Source organism: Kluyvera ascorbata ATCC 33433 (genome assembly GCF_000735365.1).
GTDB classification, from domain to species: Bacteria; Pseudomonadota; Gammaproteobacteria; order Enterobacterales; family Enterobacteriaceae; genus Kluyvera; species Kluyvera ascorbata.
Window position 1 is genome coordinate 14,990 of record NZ_JMPL01000011.1, and the last position, 21,049, is coordinate 36,038.

Sequence of the window (21,049 nt, forward strand, 5' to 3'; positions counted from 1 at the left end):
GTACAAAAAATGTGAAGCGGGTTAAGTAAGCAATTGAGCGTAGGCATAAAAAAAACCGCCGAGGTTTTGCACCGTCGACGGTCTTTAGAACTATTAATTCTACTTATGGTTAGCGATTGATGGTCTGAGCTATCGAGGTCGCTTCCTGACTCCAGGCCTGTGCCAACACTTTCACCATTGCGTCATAACCATCCTGCTGCTGCGCCAGTTCAATATGGAACGGACGTTTAGTCAGCTGCCCCTGATGGTTAAGCAACCATTCACCGCTCACTATCACTTTACCATCGTAACGGCCATGGAAGCCGTTAACCGAGACATTGAGCGTATCCTGGTCGCTGCCTAACGGTTGCGAGGAGACTACCCAACCCGGTAGCTGATTGCTGAGGTTCGCCACCAGCGTCGTTCGCAGCTGCTGATCCAGCGGGCTTGCCCACAGATTATTGCTGGCAATCACATACTGTACGTCGCTGGTCTGATAAACCACGCCGCTGCCTGCAAGGAAATCAGGGATGTTAACCTGTTCCACCCACAGCAAACGTTGGCTGGAGCTCGCGCTATTTTGCACCGTCCCCGTTGCTTGCGGCAGCTGATAGTAGGTTTTATTCTCCGTGCTGCTACAGGCAGCTAACAGACACACCGCGGCCAGAACTATCCACTTTTTCATTATTTCGCCCTCTTAGGCTCTGGATCTTTTTTATCCTTCGCTTCGAACACCAGCGCGTTGCTCTTCTCATTCAGCGTTTTCAGCACCGGCTGCAGTTCACGCAGAACCTGATCCAGACGCTGCATGTCGCCCACCATCTTGTTATAAGCGGCGGAACCCGGCTGGAAGCCCTGCATACTGCGGTTAAGCTCACGCAGCGTTTTCTGCATGTCGGCTGGCAGCTGCTGTGCTGACTGGCTGGCGGTAATCTTATTCAGATTATCCAGCGTCGTCTGCAGACGGCGCATAGTGTTCTGGCTTTCGCTCAGCGTATTCGTCGCCTGCTCAACCATTGGGGTCAGCGGCAGGTTGTTGATCTTATCAAGCGTATCCATCAGGCGCTGCTGGATCTGCGCCAGACCGCCGCTGACAGTCGGTACTATCATGTGACCACCAAACTCACGCATGCCGGTCACTGGCGGATCTTTTGGATAAAAATCAAGGTCAACGTAAAGCGCACCCGTCACCAGGTTACCCGTTTTCAGCGCACCGCGCAGACCACGTTGGATAAGGCTCGTTAAGTGAGCGCCAACATCAGGTTGTTCTCCAAGCTCGCTCGCCAGACGCTCTGGTTCAATGCGGATCAACACCGGAATACGATAATCGTCGTTCAACGCCTGACGTAAGCCCGGCACAAAATAAGGCACCTGCGCCACGGTTCCAAGACGAATACCGCGGAATTCGACCGGTGCGCCAGGTTGCAACCCACGAACAGAATCTTTAAAGAACATCAGATAATCGATGTGATCGGTATACAACGAATCCTGGATACTTTTCTGATCGTCGTAGAGTTTGAACTCCGTTTTCTCAGCAATTGGCTGGCCCAGGTCGACGCCTTCCGGCACGTCAAAGCTGACGCCACCGCTAAAGAGCGTCGACAGCGATCCCATTTCTACGCGCATCCCTGCGGAGGTCAGGTCGACCGCTACGCCGCTGTCTTTCCAGAAACGTACGTTGCTGGTAACCAGTCGATCGTTTGGCGCGCTGATAAACAACTGATAGCTGATAGTACGGGTCTGCGAGTCAAAAGTACTCGTCTCAACGGACCCCACACGATAGCCACGGAACAGCACCGGATCGCCCGGACTGAGCTGCCCTGCTTTTTTACTATCAAGCAGCACACGGATACCTTTTGCATCTGGTGGTGCAAGCGGCGGTGAATCCAGAAGCTGATAGTCATTCGGTGCAGAACCTTTAGTTCCTGGCTGCAGCTCGATATAAGCGCCCGACAGCAGTGTTCCTAAGCCACTGATACCTTCACGGCCAATCTGCGGCTTCACCACCCAGAATACTGAGTCTTTATGCAGCAGCTTTTCCATGCCCGAATTCAGTCGCGCTTTAATTTCAACGTGCGTGAGATCGTCGGTCAGCGTGGTGCTTTCGACAATGCCAACGTCCACGCTGCGACTCTTGATCGTTGTTTTACCACCTTCAATACCTTCAGCATTGGTGGTGATAAGCGTCACCTCCGGCCCCTGATGGCTGTAGTGATAGAATAAGATCCAGGCACCAATCAGCGCCGTGACGATCGGGAAGATCCAGACGGGAGACCAGTTTTTCACTTTCTGCACCTTTGCCTCCCCACTCTTGGTTTCCATGCTTTTACGACTCCTCATGGCTTGATTCAGGTTCCCGATCCCACGAAAGACGCGGATCAAATGTCATTGCCGAGAACATGGTCATTATGACGACCAGCGCAAACATCAGCGCGCCAATCGCCGGATAGATATTCATTAAGCCCCCAATACGTACCAGGGCTGAAAGTACTGCGATAACAAAGACGTCGATCATCGACCAGCGACCAACAAATTCCACCACTTCATAAATAAGGTGCATTCGTTCGCTGTCCCGATGTTTACGCTTCATGCCATTCGCATCCAGACATAGCCAGGCGATGGCGATCATCTTCAACGTCGGCACCATAATACTGGCGAGGAAAATGACCATCGCCACGGGATACGACCCTTCACTCCACAGCAACACGACCCCGGCAAGAATGGTCGACGGCATCTTGTCGCCCAATAAATCGGTAATCATGATAGGCAGAATATTGGCTGGGAGATAAAGCAGAATCGATGTCACCAGCAGCGCCATCGTCCACTGCAGACTGTTTTTGCGCCGGACGTGGCCTTTGCTGTGACAGCGCGGGCACTCAAGCTGGTCGGCCGGTAAAATCGCCGTGCAGCACGCGCAGGAGCGTAACCCCTGACGAATGCCCGTCACGCCGGGTTTCAGCGGCTGTTCAAGTTTGGGCATCGGGGCAATATCGTCCCACAGCCAGCGACGATCAACGCATTGTAAGGTACGCAACTGTAACAGACAGAAAAGGCACCAGGGCAAGAAGCTGCTGCCAACACCAATATCGCCGTAAGCCATCAGCTTCACAAAGCTCACCAGCACCCCGGCGAGGAAAATTTCCGCCATCCCCCAGGTTTTTAGCGTGAACAGAATGCGCGCCAGAACCACCTTCAGTCGGAGCGGCATACGCACCCGGTTAACCAACAGCAGGATGGTTATCAGACAGAATGCGGGTACCAACTGGACAAACAGCAGAAAGAAGGTGCCAAGGCTGGCGTAGTCTTCCGAGAACATAACGCCCGGGATTTCCAGCAGCTCAATTTCACTGCTGACCCCCGCTACATTCATACTGATGAAGGGAAACAGGTTCGCCAACACCAGCATAAAAAGCGCGACCAGAACATAGGCCGTCGGACGCTGACGGGGCTCATCCCACGCGGTGGTTAGCGTCGTACCACAGCGTGGGCAGTTCGCCTTATGTCGGTGTTCAAGGTGCGGCAACGCCACCAGCATGTCACATTGTGGACACAGGATATGCTGCGCAGCATGATGTTGATCGCACATGAATACTCCTCAATCAGGCGCCGTTTTTTAATGCTTCGAGATATTCCCACCGCTCAAACGCTTCTTCCAGCGCTTGCTCAGCCTGAGCCATATCGGCCAATACCTTTTGGGTATGGTCGTGAGGCTGGCTGAAGAAAGACGCATCGGCAACTTGAGTCTGTAACGCCTCAAGGTTCGCTTCCAGCGTTTCCAGCTTCTGCGGCAGCTGTTCCAGTTCGCGCTGCAGGTTATAGCTTAGTTTGGCACTGGTTCGTTTGACAGTTTCTGCTTTTGGCTGAGCCACTTCCGCGCTTTTTTTCTCGGTCGTCTGTTTTTGCGCCCGTGACTGCGATTGTTGACCGCGCGCGTCGTGATAGCCGCCGACATATTGACCAATACGGCCTTCACCTTCGAAGATCCAGCATTCGGTCACGGTGTTATCAACAAACTGACGATCGTGGCTAACCAGCATGACGGTACCCTGGTAACCATCAATCAACTCTTCAAGCAGTTCGAGCGTTTCGACATCCAGGTCGTTGGTTGGTTCATCGAGAATCAACAGGTTACTTGGCTTCAGGAATAATCTTGCCAGCAGCAGGCGGTTACGTTCACCACCGGACAGCGCGCGAACCGGGGTCATCGCACGTTTCGGATGGAACAGGAAGTCCTGCAGATAGCCCAGCACGTGGCGAGGCTTGCCGTTAACCATCACTTCCTGCTTCCCTTCGGCGAGGTTGTCCATCACCGTTCGGTCCGGATCCAGCTCAGCACGGTGCTGGTCGAAGTAAGCCACTTCCAGCTTGGTGCCGACGTGAATACGTCCGCTATCGGCTTCTAACTGGCCAAGCATCAGCTTCAGTAATGTGGTTTTGCCGCAGCCGTTCGCGCCAATCAGCGCAATTTTGTCGCCGCGTTGAACCTGCGCCGAGAAGTCTTTCACCAGCACTTTGCCGTTAACCTGGTAGTTAACGTCTTCCATCTCGAAGACGATTTTGCCGGAGCGAGACGCTTCTTCGACCTGCATTTTCGCGCTGCCCATCACTTCACGGCGAGCGCTGCGTTCGTTACGCATCGCTTTCAGCGCGCGCACGCGGCCTTCGTTACGAGTACGACGTGCTTTGATGCCCTGGCGGATCCACACTTCTTCCTGCGCCAGCTTGCGATCGAACTCGGCGTTTTGCAGATCTTCAACGCGCAGCGCTTCTTCTTTTTCCAGCAGGTACTGATCGTAGTTGCCCGGGTAGGTCACCAGCTTGCCGCGATCGAGATCGACAATACGGGTCGCCATATTGCGGATAAAGGAACGGTCGTGGGAGATAAAGATAATCGTACCTTTGAAGGTCTTCAGGAAGCCTTCCAGCCAGTCGATGGTTTCAATATCCAGGTGGTTCGTCGGTTCGTCGAGCAGTAGCACGCGTGGCGCGCTAACCAGCGCACGACCTAATGCGGCTTTACGCAGCCAGCCGCCGGACAACGCCGCCAGCTCCATATCCGGCTCCAGACCCAGCTGTGCCAACACTTCGTTGATGCGGTTTTCCAACTGCCACAGACCGTGGTGATCCAGCTGTTCCTGAACCTTCGCCAGCTCCTGCAGGTTTTTATCGCTTGGATCGGTCATCACCAGGTGCGAGATATCATGATAGCGTTTGAGATATACCGCCTGCTCTTCGATACCTTCGGCGACAAAGTCGTAGACGCTGCCCTGCACGTTACGTGGTGGATCCTGCTGCAGACGCGCCACAACCAGATCCTGTTCGTAAATAATACGACCGTCGTCCAGACCCTGCTCACGGTTGAGGATCTTCATCAGCGTGGATTTGCCCGCGCCGTTACGGCCGACCAGACAGACGCGCTCGTTATCCTCGATATGCAGCTCTGCATTATCAAGAAGCGGCGCATCGCTGAACGACAGCCACGCACCGTGCATACTAATTAATGACATTCTTTATTCCTTTCAGGCCGCGGTAATCAGCCAGCAGTTGTGGATCTGACGGTTACGGGCGAAATCCTGAGACTGTGTTTTTTGGGTAATGTCTTGTGCTTTCAGTCCCAGTTCTGCCAGGCCGTCGTGGTCCATACGGAAACCGCGTTTGTTGTTGGAGAACATGATGGTGCCGCCTTTACGCAGCAGACGTTTCAGATCTTTCATCAGACGCAGATGATCGCGCTGAACGTCAAACGCATCTTCCATACGTTTGGAGTTTGAGAAGGTGGGTGGATCGATAAAGATAACGTCGAACTGTTCATCGGTATCGCGCAGCCACGCCAGCACGTCCGCCTGCATCAGACGATGCGCACGACCGGTTAAGCCGTTAAGGCGCAGGTTACGCTCTGCCCACTCCAGATAGGTACGCGACATATCCACGGTAGTGGTCGAACGCGCGCCGCCCAGACCCGCGTGCACGCTAGCGCTGCCGGTATAGGAGAAGAGGTTCAGGAAGTCTTTGCCTTTACTCATCTCACCCAGCATGCGGCGGGCAATGCGGTGGTCGAGGAACAGACCGGTATCGAGGTAATCGGTCAGGTTGACCCACAGGCGCGCGTTGTATTCGCTCACCTGCATGAAGTCGCCCTTCTCGTTCATCTTCTGATACTGGTTTTTACCCTTCTGACGCTCACGGGTTTTCAGCACCAGCTTGTTCGGCGCAATACCGAGCACGGCGATGGTCGCGGCGATAATATCAAACAGACGCTGACGCGCTTTATTGGCATCGACGGTTTTCGGCGGCGCATATTCCTGCACCACTACCCAGTCGGCGTAGCGGTCAACGGCCACGTTGTATTCCGGCAGGTCAGCGTCGTACAAGCGGTAGCATTCAATCCCTTCCTGTTTCGCCCACTTTTCATATTTCTTCAGATTTTTACGCAGACGGTTGGCGTAATCTTCTGCCAGAGAAGCAGGCTTCTCGCCGGTGGTTTCGGTCAGATGGTAGTTTTTCTGTACACAGTCCAACGGGCCGTTTTTGGCTTTAAACTGACGCTCAGCGCGCAGCTGCAGGCAGCTTAACAGCTCCGGAGAGGCGCTAAACAGCGACAGATTCCAGCCGCCAAAGTGGTTTTTCATATTGCGGCCGAGCAGGCTGTGCATCGCAATCAACGCCGGTTCACTTTCCAGACGTTCGCCGTATGGCGGGTTGCTGATAACGGTACCGTAAGGGCCTTTCGGCAGCGGGTTGGTCAGCTGCGCCACGTCTTTCACTTCAAAGGTGATAAGCTCGCCAATCCCCGCACGGCGGGCGTTGCTTCGCGCCAGCTCAACGACACGGCTGTCGATGTCGGAACCAAAGAAGCGAGATTCATAGGCAGCAAGGCCGGCACGGGCGCGAGTCTGGGCGTCAGCTTTGACCTCTTTCCAGACCGCGTCGTCATGCTGTGCCCAACCGCTGAAGCCCCAATGGCCGCGATGCAGCCCTGGTGCACGGTCAGTCGCCCACATTGCTGCTTCAATCAGCAGCGTGCCGGAACCACACATTGGGTCGAGCAGCGGCGTGCCCGGCACCCAGCCGGAACGCATGACAATAGCGGCCGCCAGGTTCTCTTTGATCGGCGCCATACCGGTGCGATCGCGGTAGCCGCGCAGGTGTAGGCCTTCGCCGCTCAGATCGAGAGAGATATAGGCGGTCTCTTTGTTGAGGCGCACGTTAATACGCAGATCCGGATTGTCGCGATCGACGTTAGGACGCGGTAGATTTTTGCGCGTAAAGGCATCGACGATCGCATCTTTTACCTTCAACGCACCGTACTGGCTGTTACGAATGCTATCGTTCAGGCCGCCGAAGCTCACCGCAAAGGTAGCATCCGGGGTGAAGATAGCGGTCCAGTCAATAGCCTGTACGCCAAGATAAAGATCGAGATCGCTCCAGACGCTACATTCTCCCAGCGGCATCATGATGCGCGACGCCAGGCGGCTCCACATCAGGCTTTTGTACAGAAGCTGCGTGTCGCCCTGGAAATGGACGCCGCCCTGGGCAATCTGGCACTCTTGGGCGCCCAGGCCTTCCAGTTCAGTTTTTAACAGCTCTTCCAGCCCACGGGCCGTACTGGCAAACAGAGAATTCATATCGTCACTTTTACTCGCAGAAAATTGTTGCGCATTATAGCCAATCTGCGCCCCATGTCATAAAGTTAAAGGCTTATTTTCGACTCAGGGACAGCGTTGTGGCTACATTATCGCGGCTTTTTATACATCCGGTGAAATCTATGCGCGGCATCGGGCTTACGCACGCCTTTGCCGATATTAGCGGGATGGCGTTTGACCGCATTTTCATGATCACCGAGCCTGATGGCACCTTTATTACCGCCCGTCAGTTCCCGGCGATGGTGCGCTTTACCCCTGCGGTCCTTCACGATGGTTTACACCTCACCGCGCCCGACGGCAGCAGTGCGTTAGTCCGTTTTGCGGATTTCGTCGGTCAGCCGTCGCCAACCGAAGTTTGGGGCAACCATTTTACCTCGCGTATTGCGCCTGACGCCATCAATCAGTGGCTCACGCCGTTCTTTAAACGCGATGTCCAGCTTCGCTGGCTGGGTGATGACCTCACCCGTCGCGTTAAGCGCCACGATGCGGTACCGCTCTCATTCGCCGATGGTTTTCCGTTCCTGCTCACCAACGAAGCTTCGCTGCGCGACCTGCAACAGCGCTGCCGCGCCAGCGTTCGCATGGAACAGTTCCGCCCTAATCTGGTGGTAACCGGCGCGCAGGCCTGGGAAGAAGACAGCTGGAAGACGCTGCGCATTGGCGACGTGGTCTTCGATGTCGTGAAGCCATGCAGCCGCTGTATCTTCACTACTATCAGCCCAGAAAAAGGGCAAAAACACCCGGCAGCAGAACCGCTGAGCACGCTACAGTCATTTCGCACTAACCCCGCCAACGGCGATGTGGATTTCGGTCAAAACCTGATTGCCCGCAACAGTGGCGTGGTTCGCGTGGGCGATGAAGTGGAAATTCTCACCACCGGCCCGGCCATCGTGTATGGTGCAGGGAAAAGCGACGAGGCGCTGGACCCGCAGACGCAGCAGGATGCGCTCGTGGAGATTGACTGGGAAGGCAATACCTTTACCGGGAATAATCAACAGATCTTACTGGAACAGCTAGAGCAACAGGGTATTCGCGTCCCCTATTCCTGCCGCGCGGGTATCTGCGGCAGCTGCCGCGTGACGCTACTGGACGGAGAAGTGAGCCCGCTAAAAAAGAGTGCGATAGCTAACGATGGTACGATTCTTAGCTGTAGCTGTGTGCCGAAAACCGCACTGAAGCTGAAGCTTTAAACCGCCTGTTCCAGGCTGTAACCGTCCAGCCCTGGCTGAGGTTGCAGCCTGTCGTTCATCACTTTGATAGGGTCGCCAAGCTGCATGGTGCGCCCGGCCAGTACCAGCCCAGGCTGTGCCAGCAGGCATAGCGCGGCGTTTTCGCCTGGCTCTACCACCAGCAAATTCACCTGGCTGTCATCGTCACTTAACCAAACGGCTGCGGCATCACCGGTCACCGGAGACCAGCTATCTTCGTGCGCGCGGAAATGCCAGCTTTTCGGCATTTGGGGTTTGAGGAAGCGAATGGCGACGAGGGCATTAAGAATCAGCTCAGCACGATGTTCTTTCGAGAGCACAAGGTCACGACATTTTTCTTCAAAGGAGAAATAAAGCGCGGCATCGTCAACGCAAAAACCGGTTGGCGCAAAAGCATCGGGCGTTAACATTCGGCGAGCAAAACGCGAACGAAACAACATACCATTGGCTAAATCGAGCATCATTCGATCGTGCTCTTCATCATAATACCAACGCCAGTTATCATCAGGTTTAATTCGCATTTTTCTCTCCCATCATATTCGCATCCAATGCATTGTCTGTTCTTCCGCTGCGTTACTTTGCCTTAAATAATAAAAGACCAATATGTTTAAATAAGCAACAATACGGGAATATAATGCAACCAGGGCCGGAAATAAAGCCCTGGATCACAATACTGGGAAAAATACTAGATGTGGGTAACGATTTCTTTAATCAGCGGCGGGCCTTTAAAAATAAAACCGGAATAAATCTGTACCAGAGACGCACCTGCTGCCATCTTCTCGCGCGCGGCAATCACCGAGTCGATACCGCCAACGCCAATAATAGGTAATTGGCCTTTTAATTCGGCTGACAGCATACGAATAATTTCGGTGCTCTTTAATTGTAATGGACGACCACTTAAACCACCCATTTCATCGCAATTTTTCATCCCCTGAACCAAAGAACGATCCAATGTGGTATTGGTCGCAATCACCCCATCAATATTATGGCGAACTAAACTATCGGCCACCTGGATCAACTCTTCATGAGAAAGATCCGGCGCGATCTTCACCGCCACTGGAACATATTTATGATGCTTTTGTTCAAGTTCAGATTGCTTATTTTTAATACCGGAAAGGAGATCGTCAAGCGCATCACCATATTGCAGCGTACGCAGCCCTGGGGTATTTGGTGAGGAGATATTAATCGCAATATAGCCCGCATAAGCGTAGATTTTTTCCATACAAATCAGATAGTCATCTTTGCCCTGCTCTACTGGCGTATCTTTATTCTTACCAATATTAATACCCAGAATTCCGTCGAAATGCGCTTTTTTTACGTTCTCGACCAGGTTATCAACGCCGTGGTTATTGAAGCCCATGCGGTTGATCAACCCTTCGGCATCAACCAGGCGGAACAAGCGTGGCTTGTCGTTACCCGGCTGTGGACGCGGCGTGACGGTTCCAATCTCAATAGAGCCGAATCCCATCGCCCCTAAGGCATCAATACATTCGCCGTCTTTATCCAGACCTGCGGCCAGACCCAGCGGATTTTTAAACGTCAGTCCCATGCAGGTCACCGGTTTTTCCGGTACTTTTTGACGCACGAGTGCTTCCAGCGGAGTGCCGGTGACGCGACGTAATTGTTGGAACGTTAATTCATGAGCGCGCTCTGGATCGAGCTGAAAAAGTGCTTTACGAACGAAGGGATAGTACATGAACTCTCCTGGATTCCCGGTGTGCAAACCGGGGGCGTATTATGTGCGATAACGCTCAAAAATGGAATTGACCTATGGCAAAAAAAACGCAATCGTTTTCCCTCCATTCAACCCCTACGTCACTCCGCATATGCATTTTCTGGTAATTCATCATCAGAAAAAGTATTTCGCCCTGGGTTTCCCCTCTGACACACTGATGCAAATGTTATCAATTTTAGATTAATGTTTGTTTTTAGTTATAAGGAGAGACCATGCGCGTCATTACTTTAGCAGGCAGCCCCCGTTTTCCTTCTCGCTCCAGCGCCCTGCTGGAGTATGCCCGGGAGAAACTCTCTGCCGCCGACGTTGAAGTTTTTCATTGGCATTTGCAGAACTTCGACCCCGAAGATCTGTTTCACGCCCGCTTTGACAGTCCCGCGCTGCAAACCTTAACCGAGCAGTTGGCACACGCCGATGGCTTGATTATCGCCACGCCGGTCTATAAGGCATCATTCGCTGGCGCATTAAAAGCGCTGCTGGATCTGCTGCCTGAGCGTGCGCTTGAAGGCAAAGTTGTGCTGCCACTGGCAACTGGCGGCACGGTGGCACATATGCTGGCGGTGGATTACGCCTTGAAACCAGTGCTCAATGCGTTGAAGGCCCAGGAGATCCTACAGGGGGTCTTTGCCGATGATAGCCAGGTGACCGATTATCAGCATAAGCCCCAGTTCAGCCCGAATCTGCACACGCGACTGGACAGCGCGCTGGAGACATTCTGGCAGGCATTGCATCGGCGGGACATCCAGGTTCCCACGTTAAGTGCCGCACGACTCACCGAACATGTTTGATAAAAAAAACGCCGCAGGGATAACCCAGCGGCGTTTTTGTTTGTATCGATAAAGTAGCCCGGCCGAGCAACGCGACGCCGGGAAAATCCCGGAGTCGGCGTTAACGCCTCGTCCGAGCTACGTATCAGGCTAATGCTTTCGCAATCTTCTCGTACAGATCTCCGGACAGGTTTTCCAGCCCTTTCAGCTGTTCCAGCGCGGCACGCATTAACGCCTGACGCTTCGCATCGTAACGTTTCAGGCGGATCAACGGCTCAATCAGACGCGAAGCCACCTGCGGGTTTTTGCTGTTCAGCACGGTGAGCATTTCTACCAGGAACTGATAGCCGCTACCGTCTGCCGCATGGAACGCCGCCGGGTTACTGCCCGCAAAGGCACCAATCAGTGAACGAATACGGTTCGGGTTATTCATGCTGAATGAGCGGTGGTTCAGCAGCTTACGTACCGTTGCCAGCACGTCATCCGCCGGGCTTGTTGCCTGCAGAATCAGCCATTTATCCATCACCAGCCCGTCATGATGCCATTTGTCATCATACTCTTGCATCAGCGCGTCGCGGCATGGCAGTTCAGCCGCTACAGCAGCAGACAGCGCCGCCAGCGCATCCGTCATGTTATCGGCATTATGGTACTGCTCGCTCACCAGCTTATCGCCAAGCTCACGGTCACCAAACGCCAGGTAGCGCAGGCAGGTATTGCGCAGCGAACGCTTGCCAATGTCGGCATGCTCTACGCGATAGCTGTCGAGCTTGTTGGCGTTATAAACCGCCAGACATTCATCGGCCAGCTCAGTCGCCAGCGTACGGGTCAGCGCTTCGCGCACCGCGGCAATGGCGATAGGATCGATAATCTCGAACAGCTCGGCAATTTCGCTCGTTGATGGCAGCGTCAGGATTTCAGCCGCCAGCGCCGGGTCAATGTGCTCATGAAGCAGAATCGCGCGGAACGCGTCGGCCACGTGGACCGGCAGCGACAGCGGCTGGCCCTGCTGATGGCGGGCAACGTTCAGCTTGATATAGGTTGCGAGCAGGCTCTGCGCCGCATCCCAGCGAGAGAAGTCATTACGTGCATGACGCATCAGGAACGTCAGTTGCTGATCGCTCCATTTATATTCCAGTTTCACCGGCGCTGAGAATTCACGCAGTAACGATGGTACCGGCTGGAAGTAGACGTTATCGAAAACAAAGGTCTGCTCGGCCTGGGTCACATTCAGCACGTGATGCACCGGGTGCCCGTCTTTCTGCAGCGGGATCACTTTGCCTTCGTTATCGTACAGTTCAATGTCGAACGGAATATGCAGCGGGAATTTTTCATCCTGCTCAGCGGTCGCTGGCGTACGCTGACGGATGGTCAACGTATACTGCTCGGTTTCCGGGTTGTAGTCGTCATGCACGCTGACAATCGGCGTACCGGCCTGGCTGTACCAGCGGCGGAAATGAGACAGGTCAACGTTGGACGCGTCTTCCATCGCCTGCACGAAGTCATCACAGGTTGCGGCGCTGCCGTCGTGACGTTCGAAGTACAGCTGCATGCCTTTCTGGAAGTTGGTCTCACCCAGCAGGGTGTGCAGCATGCGGATAACTTCTGCCCCTTTCTCATACACCGTCAGGGTGTAGAAGTTATTCATTTCGATAACTTTGTCCGGACGGATTGGGTGCGCCATCGGGCTCGCGTCTTCCGCAAACTGCAGGCCGCGCATGGTGCGCACGTTGCTGATGCGGTTCACGGCGCGTGAACCTAAATCAGAGCTGAATTCCTGGTCACGGAAAACGGTTAGGCCTTCTTTCAGGCTCAACTGGAACCAGTCGCGGCAGGTAACGCGGTTACCGGTCCAGTTGTGGAAATACTCGTGGCCAATCACGCGTTCAATGTCGAGATAGTCTTTATCCGTTGCGGTATCGGTACGCGCCAGCACGTATTTGGAGTTAAAGACGTTCAGCCCTTTGTTCTCCATCGCGCCCATATTAAAGAAGTCGACGGCGACAATCATATAGATGTCGAGGTCATACTCGAGGCCGAAGCGATCTTCATCCCACTTCATGGAGTTTTTCAGCGAGGTCATCGCCCACGGCGCGCGGTCCAGGTTGCCGCGGTCAACGAACAGCTCCAGCGCCACTTCACGACCAGAACGCGTTTTGAAGGTATCACGCAGTACGTCAAAATCACCGGCTACCAGCGCAAACAGATAGCATGGTTTTGGGAACGGATCCTGCCACTGTACCCAGTGACGGCCATTTTCCAGCTCACCCTCGGCAACGCGGTTGCCGTTAGAGAGCAGGAACGGATATTTGGTTTTATCAGCGGTAATTTTGGTGGTAAAGCGCGCCAGCACGTCCGGGCGGTCAAGATACCAGGTTATGTGGCGGAAGCCTTCTGCTTCACACTGGGTGCACAGCGCTTCGCCAGACTGATACAGCCCTTCTAACGCCGTATTCGCCGCTGGGCTGATTTCATTCACAATCTTCAGCGTGAAACGTTCTGGCAGGCCAGCAATAACCAGGTAGTTATCTTCTTCTTTATAGTTATCCCACGGCTCGCCGTTAACGTGAAGGGAGATAAGGGTTAAATCTTCACCGTTCAGACGTAGCGGTACATCAGACGCTGCGTGGCGGGAAACCTGGCTTTCCGCAGTCACGATGGTTTTTGCGGCATCCAGGTCAAAGGCCAGGTCAATATCACTAATCAGGTAGTCCGGCGCACGGTAGTCGTGGCGGTACTTGGCTTGGGGCTGTTGTGTCATAAAAAACCTTTAGCATCTTTTGTAAATGTGACCTCCAGTCTATTCCTGTTGTGTTAAACGCGCTACGCAGAATCTTCATCTTTTCCAGTCAAATAGGGAAAAATGATACATTTGCGTAACACACCGCACAAAACGCCATGGTGACTCTTCGTGCCTTATGGTGTGATCGGGGTTCAATAAATCGATAAACAAGGTATACTCCAGCGATTCTCCCCTGTTGTTTATTGTACTAAACGCTCCTGTGAGAGGATGCTACTGCGCACCATGACACAATTCGCTTCTCCTGTGCTGCACTCGCTGCTAGACACAGATGCCTACAAACTGCATATGCAGCAGGCTGTGTTTCACCACTACTACGACGTAAACGTAGCGGCTGAATTCCGCTGCCGTGGTGACGATCTGCTGGGCATTTATGCTGACGCTATTCGCGAACAAGTCGAAGCCATGCGTTCACTCACCCTGCAGGATGACGAATACCACTGGCTCTCCGGACTTCCTTTCTTTAAACAGGATTACCTGAACTGGCTACGTGATTTTCGCTACGATCCGCAGCAGGTCACCGTCACCAACGATAACGGCAAGCTGAATATTCGCCTTGAGGGCCCGTGGCGCGAAGTTATCATGTGGGAAGTCCCGCTGCTGGCGGTGATTAGCGAGATAGTTCATCACTACCGCTCGCCGGAAAACGGCGTGCCGCAGGCGCTGGAAATGCTGGAGCGTAAGCTAGTCGACTTTAACCAGTTGACTGCCGACATTGATATGTCCGCTTTCAAGCTGATGGATTTTGGTACCCGCCGCCGCTTCTCCCGTGAAGTTCAGGAGGCCATTGTGGGCCGCCTGCAGCAGGAGTCCTGGTTTACCGGCACCAGCAACTATGACCTGGCGCGTCGTCTGTCGCTCACCCCAATGGGGACGCAGGCGCACGAATGGTTCCAGGCGCATCAGCAAATCAGCCCCGATCTCGCCACCAGCCAGCGCGCCGCCCTGGCCGCCTGGCTTGAAGAGTATCCAGACCAGCTCGGCATCGCATTAACCGACTGTATTACTATGGACGCCTTCCTGCGTGATTTTGGCCCGGAATTCGCCACCCGTTACCAGGGGCTGCGCCATGATTCTGGCGACCCGTTTGAGTGGGGCGAGAAAGCCATTAAGCACTATAAAAAACTTGGCATCGATCCGCTGAGTAAAGTGTTGGTGTTCTCTGATAACCTCGACTTAACCAAAGCCGTCGAGTTATATCGCCATTTCTCGTCGCGCATCAATTTGAGCTTTGGCATCGGTACCCGCCTGACCTGTGATATTCCTCAGGTTAAACCGCTAAATATTGTTATTAAGCTGGTGGAGTGCAACGGCAAACCGGTGGCAAAACTCTCTGACAGCCCAGGTAAAACTATCTGTCACGATAAAGCGTTTGTTCGCGCTTTACGTAAAGCATTTGATCTTCCGCAGATCAAAAAGGCGAGTTAATCACCAAAGGGAGCCACATGGCTCCCTTCTTCTTTATTTATTTCTGAAAACAGCCCTTCTCGATGCTAATTCTGCTTGTCTGATAGAAGATGACAGGTAACATAGATATCCCCCCGCCGTTCCGGGGAAAACGATTTTTTTATTGGACTACGAATAGAGAGACTATTATGAGCGTTGTGCCTGTAGCCGACGTACTCCAGGGCCGCGTAGCCGTTGACAGCGAAGTCACCGTGCGCGGCTGGGTACGTACCCGCCGAGATTCAAAAGCTGGCTTTTCCTTCCTCGCCGTCTATGACGGTTCCTGCTTTGATCCTGTACAGGCCGTTATTAATAATTCTCTGCCCAATTACAATCAGGAAGTGCTGCGTCTGACCACCGGCTGCTCCGTGATTGTCACCGGCAAGATCGTCGCCTCTCAGGGTCAAGGTCAGAGCTTTGAAATTCAGGCTTCCAGCATTGAAGTGACCGGCTGGGTTGAAGATCCGGACACCTACCCGATGGCGGCAAAACGCCACAGCATCGAGTATCTGCGTGAAGTCGCGCATATGCGTCCACGTACCAACCTGATTGGCGCAGTTGCCCGCGTACGTCATACGCTGGCGCAGGCGCTGCATCGTTTCTTCGATGAGCAAGGTTTCTTCTGGGTTTCTACCCCGCTGATTACCGCTTCCGATACCGAAGGCGCAGGTGAAATGTTCCGCGTTTCCACGCTGGATATGGAAAACCTGCCGCGTAACGATCAGGGCAAAGTCGATTACGACAAAGATTTCTTCGGCAAAGAAGCCTTCCTGACCGTTTCCGGCCAGCTGAACGGCGAAACCTATGCCTGTGCGCTGTCGAAAATCTACACCTTCGGCCCAACCTTCCGCGCGGAAAACTCCAACACCAGCCGCCACCTGGCAGAGTTCTGGATGCTGGAGCCGGAAGTGGCATTCGCCGATCTGGAGGATAACGCCCGTCTGGCAGAGGCGATGCTGAAGTACGTCTTCAACGCTGTGCTGACCGAACGCGCGGACGACATGAAGTTCTTCGCTGAGCGCGTAGATAAAGATGCCATCGACCGCCTGGAACGTTTCGTGACCGCCGATTTCGCGCAGGTGGATTACACCGATGCCGTGACCATTCTGGAAAACTGCGGTAAGCAGTTTGAAAACCCAGTCTACTGGGGCGTGGATCTCTCTTCTGAACACGAACGTTATCTGGCCGAAGAACACTTCAAAGCGCCGGTCGTTGTGAAAAACTATCCGAAAGAGATTAAAGCGTTCTATATGCGCCTGAACGACGACGGGAAAACCGTTGCCGCAATGGATGTTCTGGCTCCGGGCATCGGCGAAATCATCGGTGGTTCTCAGCGTGAAGAGCGTCTGGACGTTCTGGATGCGCGTATGGCTGAAATGGGTCTGAATAAAGAAGACTACTGGTGGTACCGCGACCTGCGTCGCTACGGCACCGTTCCACACTCTGGCTTTGGTCTGGGCTTCGAGCGTCTGATCGCTTACGTTACCGGCGTGCAGAACGTTCGTGACGTTATCCCATTCCCAAGAACGCCACGCAGCGCTACGTTCTAAGTTTATTGTCTGCTAAAGGCCAGCCATCGCGCTGGCCTTTTTTTGCCCGCAACTGTAAAGAAACCTTTTTTTTAAATTTAACAAAATTAAACATCAACCCCCTCCCTGGTGACGTTTGTTACAACCCATGTCATTGCAACAACTCTGTACGAAATTTAGCCTATAAACTATTGCAGTTCAGATTTCACTAATCCCTTAGCATATTTATTGAACAAACACACAGCTATCCGGATGGCTAAAAATGGCCATAGCAAAAAGTTTGCGTCGCATACATTGGTGATAAGAAAAGGTGTTATACAAATAAAAGATAAGAAATTCATATTGATAGATAAGGAACGGTTCAATTCTCCCGCACCTGTATCAGAACTTTGAGATAGTTCACAAAGTTCCTTAAAATTCACAAAATGTTACACATAATTTCTTTTTCTTACTTATTCTCGATGTTTGTAGCATTTTCAGGCTGGCGGAAGAACGTTTTGGATGGAAAGATGCCTCTCAGACACATAAAGACACCAAACTATCATCAATAGTTCCGTAAATTTTTATTTACGGAAGTAATTGGCGGCAGTGGCGAGTGTCTATAAAAAAAAACCTAATGAGGGTAATAAATAATGATGAAGCGTAATATCCTGGCAGTGGTAATCCCTGCCCTGCTGGTAGCTGGCGCAGCTAATGCTGCTGAAATCTATAACAAGAATGCCAACAAACTGGACTTCTACGGTAAAGCAGTTGGTAAGCACATTTGGACCACCAACGGTGACACCGCCAGCGACGACACCACCTATGCACGTATCGGTTTCAAAGGCGAAACTCAGATCAACGATCAGCTGGTGGGTTACGGTCAGTGGGAATACAACATGGACGCCTCCAACGCGGAAGGCTCCCAGGGCACCAAAACTCGTCTGGCGTTCGCTGGTCTGAAATTTGGCGATGCGGGTTCTCTGGACTACGGTCGTAACTACGGCGCTATCTACGACGTCGCAGCTTACACCGATATGTTGGTTGAGTGGGGCGGCGACTCCTGGGCTGCTACCGACAACTTCATGAACGGTCGTTCTTCCGGCCTGCTGACCTACCGTAACAACAACTTCTTCGGTCTGGTTGATGGTCTGAGCTTCGCGCTGCAGTACCAGGGTAAAAACGAGCGCAGCAACCCAGTAGTTACCACCTTCAACTCTGACGGTACCGTTAAAGATGTTGGTTACGGCGGTAACGGCGCAAAAGCGAATGGCGACGGTTTCAGCACCTCTGCACAATATGACTTCGGCAACGGCATCGCGCTGGCCGCAGGTTATGAAGTTGCAGACCGTACCAACGACCAGGTTAACCCAGGCAGCACCACTGTTGCTGGCGTAACACACACTTGGGCAAGCGCTGGCGGTAGCAAAGCAGAAGCATGGTCTACTGCTGCTAAATACGACGCGAACAACGTCTACGCTGCAGTAATGTACGCTGAAACCCTGAACATGACTCGCGAGCCAGACAACAACTTCGCGAACAAAACTCAGAACTTTGAAGCTGTGGTTCAATACCAGTTCGATTTCGGCCTGCGTCCATCCATCGGCTACGTACAGTCTAAAGGTAAAGACCTGATCGCTCGTGGCGATTTCAAAGGCGGCGATGCTGATCTGGTTAAATACATCGAAGTGGGTACCTGGTACTACTTCAACAAGAACATGAACGTCTACGCGGCGTACAAGTTCAACCTGCTGGACGACAACACTTACTCAGCTGAATCCGGTCTGGCGACCGACGATCAGGCTGCGGTTGGTATCGTTTACCAGTTCTAATCAGCACACCCTCTTTGTAAATGCCTAGAAAGCAGGACCTCGGTCCTGCTTTTTTACGTTCCTAAGATGAAGATCGTATCTTTTGAAAACCTTCGCGCTTTTAGTCTCTAACGGTTGGCATTTTGTAAATCTACCGTTAACCTGATAGCGGATTTCCCCCGAACTTATAAATGGAACCTCGTCATGTTTGAGAACATTACAGCCGCCCCTGCCGACCCGATTCTGGGCCTGGCCGATCTGTTTCGTGCCGATGACCGCCCGAGCAAAATCAATCTCGGGATTGGTGTATATAAAGATGAAACCGGGAAGACGCCGGTTCTGACCAGCGTAAAAAAAGCTGAACAGTATCTGCTGGAAAATGAAACCACCAAGAACTATCTCGGCATTGATGGTATTCCTGAGTTTGGTCGCTGCACGCAGGAACTGCTGTTTGGTAAAGGTAGCCCTATCGTTAGCGATAAGCGTGCTCGCACCGCGCAAACTCCAGGCGGTACCGGCGCACTGCGCGTCGCAGCGGATTTCCTTGCTAAAAATACCGACGTGAAGCGCGTTTGGGTCAGCAACCCTAGCTGGCCGAACCACAAAAGCGTCTTTGGCGCTGCGGGCCTCGAAGTACGTGAATACAACTATTACAGCGCAGAAAAACATGCGTTAGATTTCGACGCGCTGCTGGCAAGCCTGAACGAAGCCCAGGCGGGCGATGTAGTGCTGTTCCACGGCTGCTGCCATAACCCGACCGGCATTGATCCAACGCTTGAGCAATGGCAACAGCTGGCTCAGCTCTCTATCGAAAAAGGCTGGCTGCCGCTGTTTGACTTCGCTTACCAGGGCTTTGCCCGCGGTCTGGAAGAAGATGCAGAAGGCCTGCGCGCGTTTGCTGCGCTGCACAAAGAGCTGATTGTGGCGAGCTCCTATTCCAAAAACTTTGGTCTCTATAACGAACGAGTGGGTGCCTGTACGCTGGTGACCGCGGATGCGGAAACTGCCGATCGCGCATTCAGCCAGATGAAAGCCGTTATTCGCGCCAACTACTCCAACCCACCGGCTCACGGTGCATCCGTTGTCGCAACCATTCTCAGCAACGATGCCCTGCGCGCTATCTGGGAACAGGAGCTGACCGATATGCGTCAACGCATTCAGCGCATGCGTCTGCTGTTTGTGAATACGCTGCAAGAAAAAGGTGCCAACCGCGACTTCAGCTTTATCACCAAACAGAACGGTATGTTCTCCTTCAGCGGCCTGACCAAAGAACAGGTTCTGCGTCTGCGTGAAGAATTTGGCGTTTACGCCGTGGCCTCTGGCCGCATTAACGTTGCCGGGATGACCCCAGACAACATGGCGCCGCTGTGCGAAGCTATCGTCGCCGTGCTGTAAAATTCGAGTAGCCCGGCCGAACGAAGTGACGCAGGGCTACCGGATAGACATAAAAAAAGGCCGCATCAGCGCCTTTTTTATTATTTACCAGACAGGAAGTTCATCCTGCAGGAACGGGTTATGTTGACGTTCGTATCCAATCGTCGACATCGGCCCATGCCCGGCAATAAACTTCACGTCATCGCCAAGCGGCAGCAGTTTACGCTTAATCGCATCAATCAGCTGCGCGTGGTCACCACGCGGGAAGTCGCTGCGCCCTACGCCGCCTTTAAACAGCACGTCGCCGGAAATGAGCAGTCGTGCCTCGTTATCAAAAAACACGACGTGTCCCGGCGTATGGCCAGGGCAGTGCAGCACCTGTAACTTCACGTTGCCTACGCTGACGGTGTCGCCCTCGTTAAGCCAGCGATCTGGCGTCAGCGGCTGACAATCGTCAAGGCCAAACATCCGGCTTTGCGCCGGCAAACCCTGCAACCAGAATTCATCTTCTTTTTCCGGCCCGATAACCGGCACACCATAATGCTGAGCCAGTTCAGCCGCCGCACCCACATGATCGAGATGACCATGGGTCAGCAAAATTTGCTGCAACGTCACGCCAGCTTCGGCGACCTTCTGTTTGATGGTTTCAGCATCACCGCCGGGATCGACCAGGGCCGCCAGTTTGGTTTGCTCACACCAAATCAATGAACAGTTTTGCGCGAACGCCGTGACCGGAATAATACGATAATTCATGCTGCTCCTGTTTATACTCATCACCGCT

15 protein-coding genes are annotated in these 21,049 nt (G+C 53.2%); 6 read left to right on the forward strand and 9 right to left on the reverse strand.

The window, feature by feature from the left end; translation table 11 throughout:
• Nucleotides 1-109 precede the first annotated feature (109 nt).
• The 5 genes from pqiC to rlmKL are packed head-to-tail and all read right to left on the reverse strand — an operon-like array spanning nucleotide 110 to nucleotide 7,604.
• Nucleotides 110-664, reverse strand: a complete 555-nt coding sequence (pqiC, locus tag GKAS_RS05010) for a membrane integrity-associated transporter subunit PqiC (RefSeq protein WP_035892403.1) — start codon at nucleotides 662-664, stop codon at nucleotides 110-112.
• Nucleotides 664-2,301: an intermembrane transport protein PqiB gene (pqiB, locus tag GKAS_RS05015; protein WP_035892404.1), complete on the reverse strand. Its 1,638-nt coding sequence runs from the start codon at nucleotides 2,299-2,301 to the stop codon at nucleotides 664-666. The genes pqiC and pqiB overlap by 1 nt, the downstream gene beginning before the upstream one ends.
• A gap of 4 nt (nucleotides 2,302-2,305) precedes the next feature.
• Nucleotides 2,306-3,565, reverse strand: a complete 1,260-nt coding sequence (pqiA, locus tag GKAS_RS05020) for a membrane integrity-associated transporter subunit PqiA (RefSeq protein WP_035892405.1) — start codon at nucleotides 3,563-3,565, stop codon at nucleotides 2,306-2,308.
• A gap of 13 nt (nucleotides 3,566-3,578) precedes the next feature.
• The gene (locus GKAS_RS05025) at nucleotides 3,579-5,486 is read right to left on the reverse strand and encodes an ABC transporter ATP-binding protein (protein WP_035892406.1); all 1,908 of its coding nucleotides are present in this window, start codon (nucleotides 5,484-5,486) and stop codon (nucleotides 3,579-3,581) included.
• Between the two features lie 12 nt (nucleotides 5,487-5,498).
• Nucleotides 5,499-7,604: a bifunctional 23S rRNA (guanine(2069)-N(7))-methyltransferase RlmK/23S rRNA (guanine(2445)-N(2))-methyltransferase RlmL gene (gene rlmKL / locus GKAS_RS05030; protein WP_035892407.1), complete on the reverse strand. Its 2,106-nt coding sequence runs from the start codon at nucleotides 7,602-7,604 to the stop codon at nucleotides 5,499-5,501.
• A gap of 98 nt (nucleotides 7,605-7,702) precedes the next feature.
• Here rlmKL and GKAS_RS05035 point away from each other — a divergent pair, with 98 nt between their 5' ends.
• Complete coding sequence (locus GKAS_RS05035; RefSeq protein ID WP_035892408.1) at nucleotides 7,703-8,812, forward strand: YcbX family protein; 1,110 nt, start codon at nucleotides 7,703-7,705, stop codon at nucleotides 8,810-8,812.
• Here GKAS_RS05035 and zapC read toward each other — a convergent pair.
• Together zapC and pyrD are read right to left on the reverse strand one after the other, a co-directional pair.
• Nucleotides 8,809-9,351 (reverse strand): cell division protein ZapC, encoded by a 543-nt coding sequence (gene zapC, locus GKAS_RS05040; RefSeq protein WP_035892410.1) that lies wholly within the window; start codon nucleotides 9,349-9,351, stop codon nucleotides 8,809-8,811. The two genes, GKAS_RS05035 and zapC, sit on opposite strands and share 4 nt — an antisense overlap.
• 164 nt (nucleotides 9,352-9,515) lie before the next feature.
• Entirely contained in the window at nucleotides 9,516-10,526 is a 1,011-nt protein-coding gene (pyrD, locus tag GKAS_RS05045) for a quinone-dependent dihydroorotate dehydrogenase (protein WP_035892411.1), read from the reverse strand.
• Nucleotides 10,527-10,777: 251 nt separating this feature from the next.
• Here pyrD and ssuE point away from each other — a divergent pair, with 251 nt between their 5' ends.
• Nucleotides 10,778-11,353, forward strand: a complete 576-nt coding sequence (ssuE, locus tag GKAS_RS05050) for an NADPH-dependent FMN reductase (RefSeq protein ID WP_035892412.1) — start codon at nucleotides 10,778-10,780, stop codon at nucleotides 11,351-11,353.
• Nucleotides 11,354-11,477: 124 nt separating this feature from the next.
• Here the strand turns inward: ssuE and pepN are convergent, their stop codons facing one another.
• Nucleotides 11,478-14,090: an aminopeptidase N gene (gene pepN / locus GKAS_RS05055; RefSeq protein ID WP_035892413.1), complete on the reverse strand. Its 2,613-nt coding sequence runs from the start codon at nucleotides 14,088-14,090 to the stop codon at nucleotides 11,478-11,480.
• Nucleotides 14,091-14,354: 264 nt separating this feature from the next.
• Between pepN and pncB the strand changes: the two genes are divergently transcribed.
• The 4 genes from pncB to GKAS_RS05075 all read left to right on the forward strand — a co-directional run bounded on the left by pncB (nucleotide 14,355) and on the right by GKAS_RS05075 (nucleotide 20,289).
• Entirely contained in the window at nucleotides 14,355-15,557 is a 1,203-nt protein-coding gene (gene pncB / locus GKAS_RS05060) for a nicotinate phosphoribosyltransferase (protein WP_035892414.1), read from the forward strand.
• Between the two features lie 167 nt (nucleotides 15,558-15,724).
• Nucleotides 15,725-17,125 carry an asparagine--tRNA ligase gene (gene asnS, locus GKAS_RS05065; protein ID WP_035892415.1) on the forward strand — a complete coding sequence of 467 codons (1,401 nt, stop codon included), beginning with the start codon at nucleotides 15,725-15,727 and terminating at the stop codon, nucleotides 17,123-17,125.
• Between the two features lie 611 nt (nucleotides 17,126-17,736).
• Complete coding sequence (locus GKAS_RS05070; protein ID WP_035892416.1) at nucleotides 17,737-18,915, forward strand: porin; 1,179 nt, start codon at nucleotides 17,737-17,739, stop codon at nucleotides 18,913-18,915.
• Between the two features lie 183 nt (nucleotides 18,916-19,098).
• The gene (locus tag GKAS_RS05075) at nucleotides 19,099-20,289 is read left to right on the forward strand and encodes an amino acid aminotransferase (RefSeq protein ID WP_035892417.1); all 1,191 of its coding nucleotides are present in this window, start codon (nucleotides 19,099-19,101) and stop codon (nucleotides 20,287-20,289) included.
• 84 nt (nucleotides 20,290-20,373) lie between these two features.
• Here the strand turns inward: GKAS_RS05075 and GKAS_RS05080 are convergent, their stop codons facing one another.
• The gene (locus tag GKAS_RS05080) at nucleotides 20,374-21,021 is read right to left on the reverse strand and encodes an MBL fold metallo-hydrolase (protein WP_035892418.1); all 648 of its coding nucleotides are present in this window, start codon (nucleotides 21,019-21,021) and stop codon (nucleotides 20,374-20,376) included.
• Nucleotides 21,022-21,049 lie beyond the last annotated feature (28 nt).

Coding starts and splice junctions, on each gene's coding strand:
- pqiC (WP_035892403.1), bottom strand. CDS start 664: ATGAAAAAGTGGATAGTTCTGGCCGCGGTGTGTCTGTTAGCTGCCTGT.
- rlmKL (WP_035892407.1), bottom strand. CDS start 7,604: ATGAATTCTCTGTTTGCCAGTACGGCCCGTGGGCTGGAAGAGCTGTTA.
- pqiA (WP_035892405.1), bottom strand. CDS start 3,565: ATGTGCGATCAACATCATGCTGCGCAGCATATCCTGTGTCCACAATGT.
- GKAS_RS05070 (WP_035892416.1), top strand. CDS start 17,737: ATGATGAAGCGTAATATCCTGGCAGTGGTAATCCCTGCCCTGCTGGTA.
- GKAS_RS05025 (WP_035892406.1), bottom strand. CDS start 5,486: ATGTCATTAATTAGTATGCACGGTGCGTGGCTGTCGTTCAGCGATGCG.
- asnS (WP_035892415.1), top strand. CDS start 15,725: ATGAGCGTTGTGCCTGTAGCCGACGTACTCCAGGGCCGCGTAGCCGTT.
- GKAS_RS05080 (WP_035892418.1), bottom strand. CDS start 21,021: ATGAATTATCGTATTATTCCGGTCACGGCGTTCGCGCAAAACTGTTCA.
- pqiB (WP_035892404.1), bottom strand. CDS start 2,301: ATGGAAACCAAGAGTGGGGAGGCAAAGGTGCAGAAAGTGAAAAACTGG.
- pncB (WP_035892414.1), top strand. CDS start 14,355: ATGACACAATTCGCTTCTCCTGTGCTGCACTCGCTGCTAGACACAGAT.
- pepN (WP_035892413.1), bottom strand. CDS start 14,090: ATGACACAACAGCCCCAAGCCAAGTACCGCCACGACTACCGTGCGCCG.
- ssuE (WP_035892412.1), top strand. CDS start 10,778: ATGCGCGTCATTACTTTAGCAGGCAGCCCCCGTTTTCCTTCTCGCTCC.
- pyrD (WP_035892411.1), bottom strand. CDS start 10,526: ATGTACTATCCCTTCGTTCGTAAAGCACTTTTTCAGCTCGATCCAGAG.
- GKAS_RS05075 (WP_035892417.1), top strand. CDS start 19,099: ATGTTTGAGAACATTACAGCCGCCCCTGCCGACCCGATTCTGGGCCTG.
- zapC (WP_035892410.1), bottom strand. CDS start 9,351: ATGCGAATTAAACCTGATGATAACTGGCGTTGGTATTATGATGAAGAG.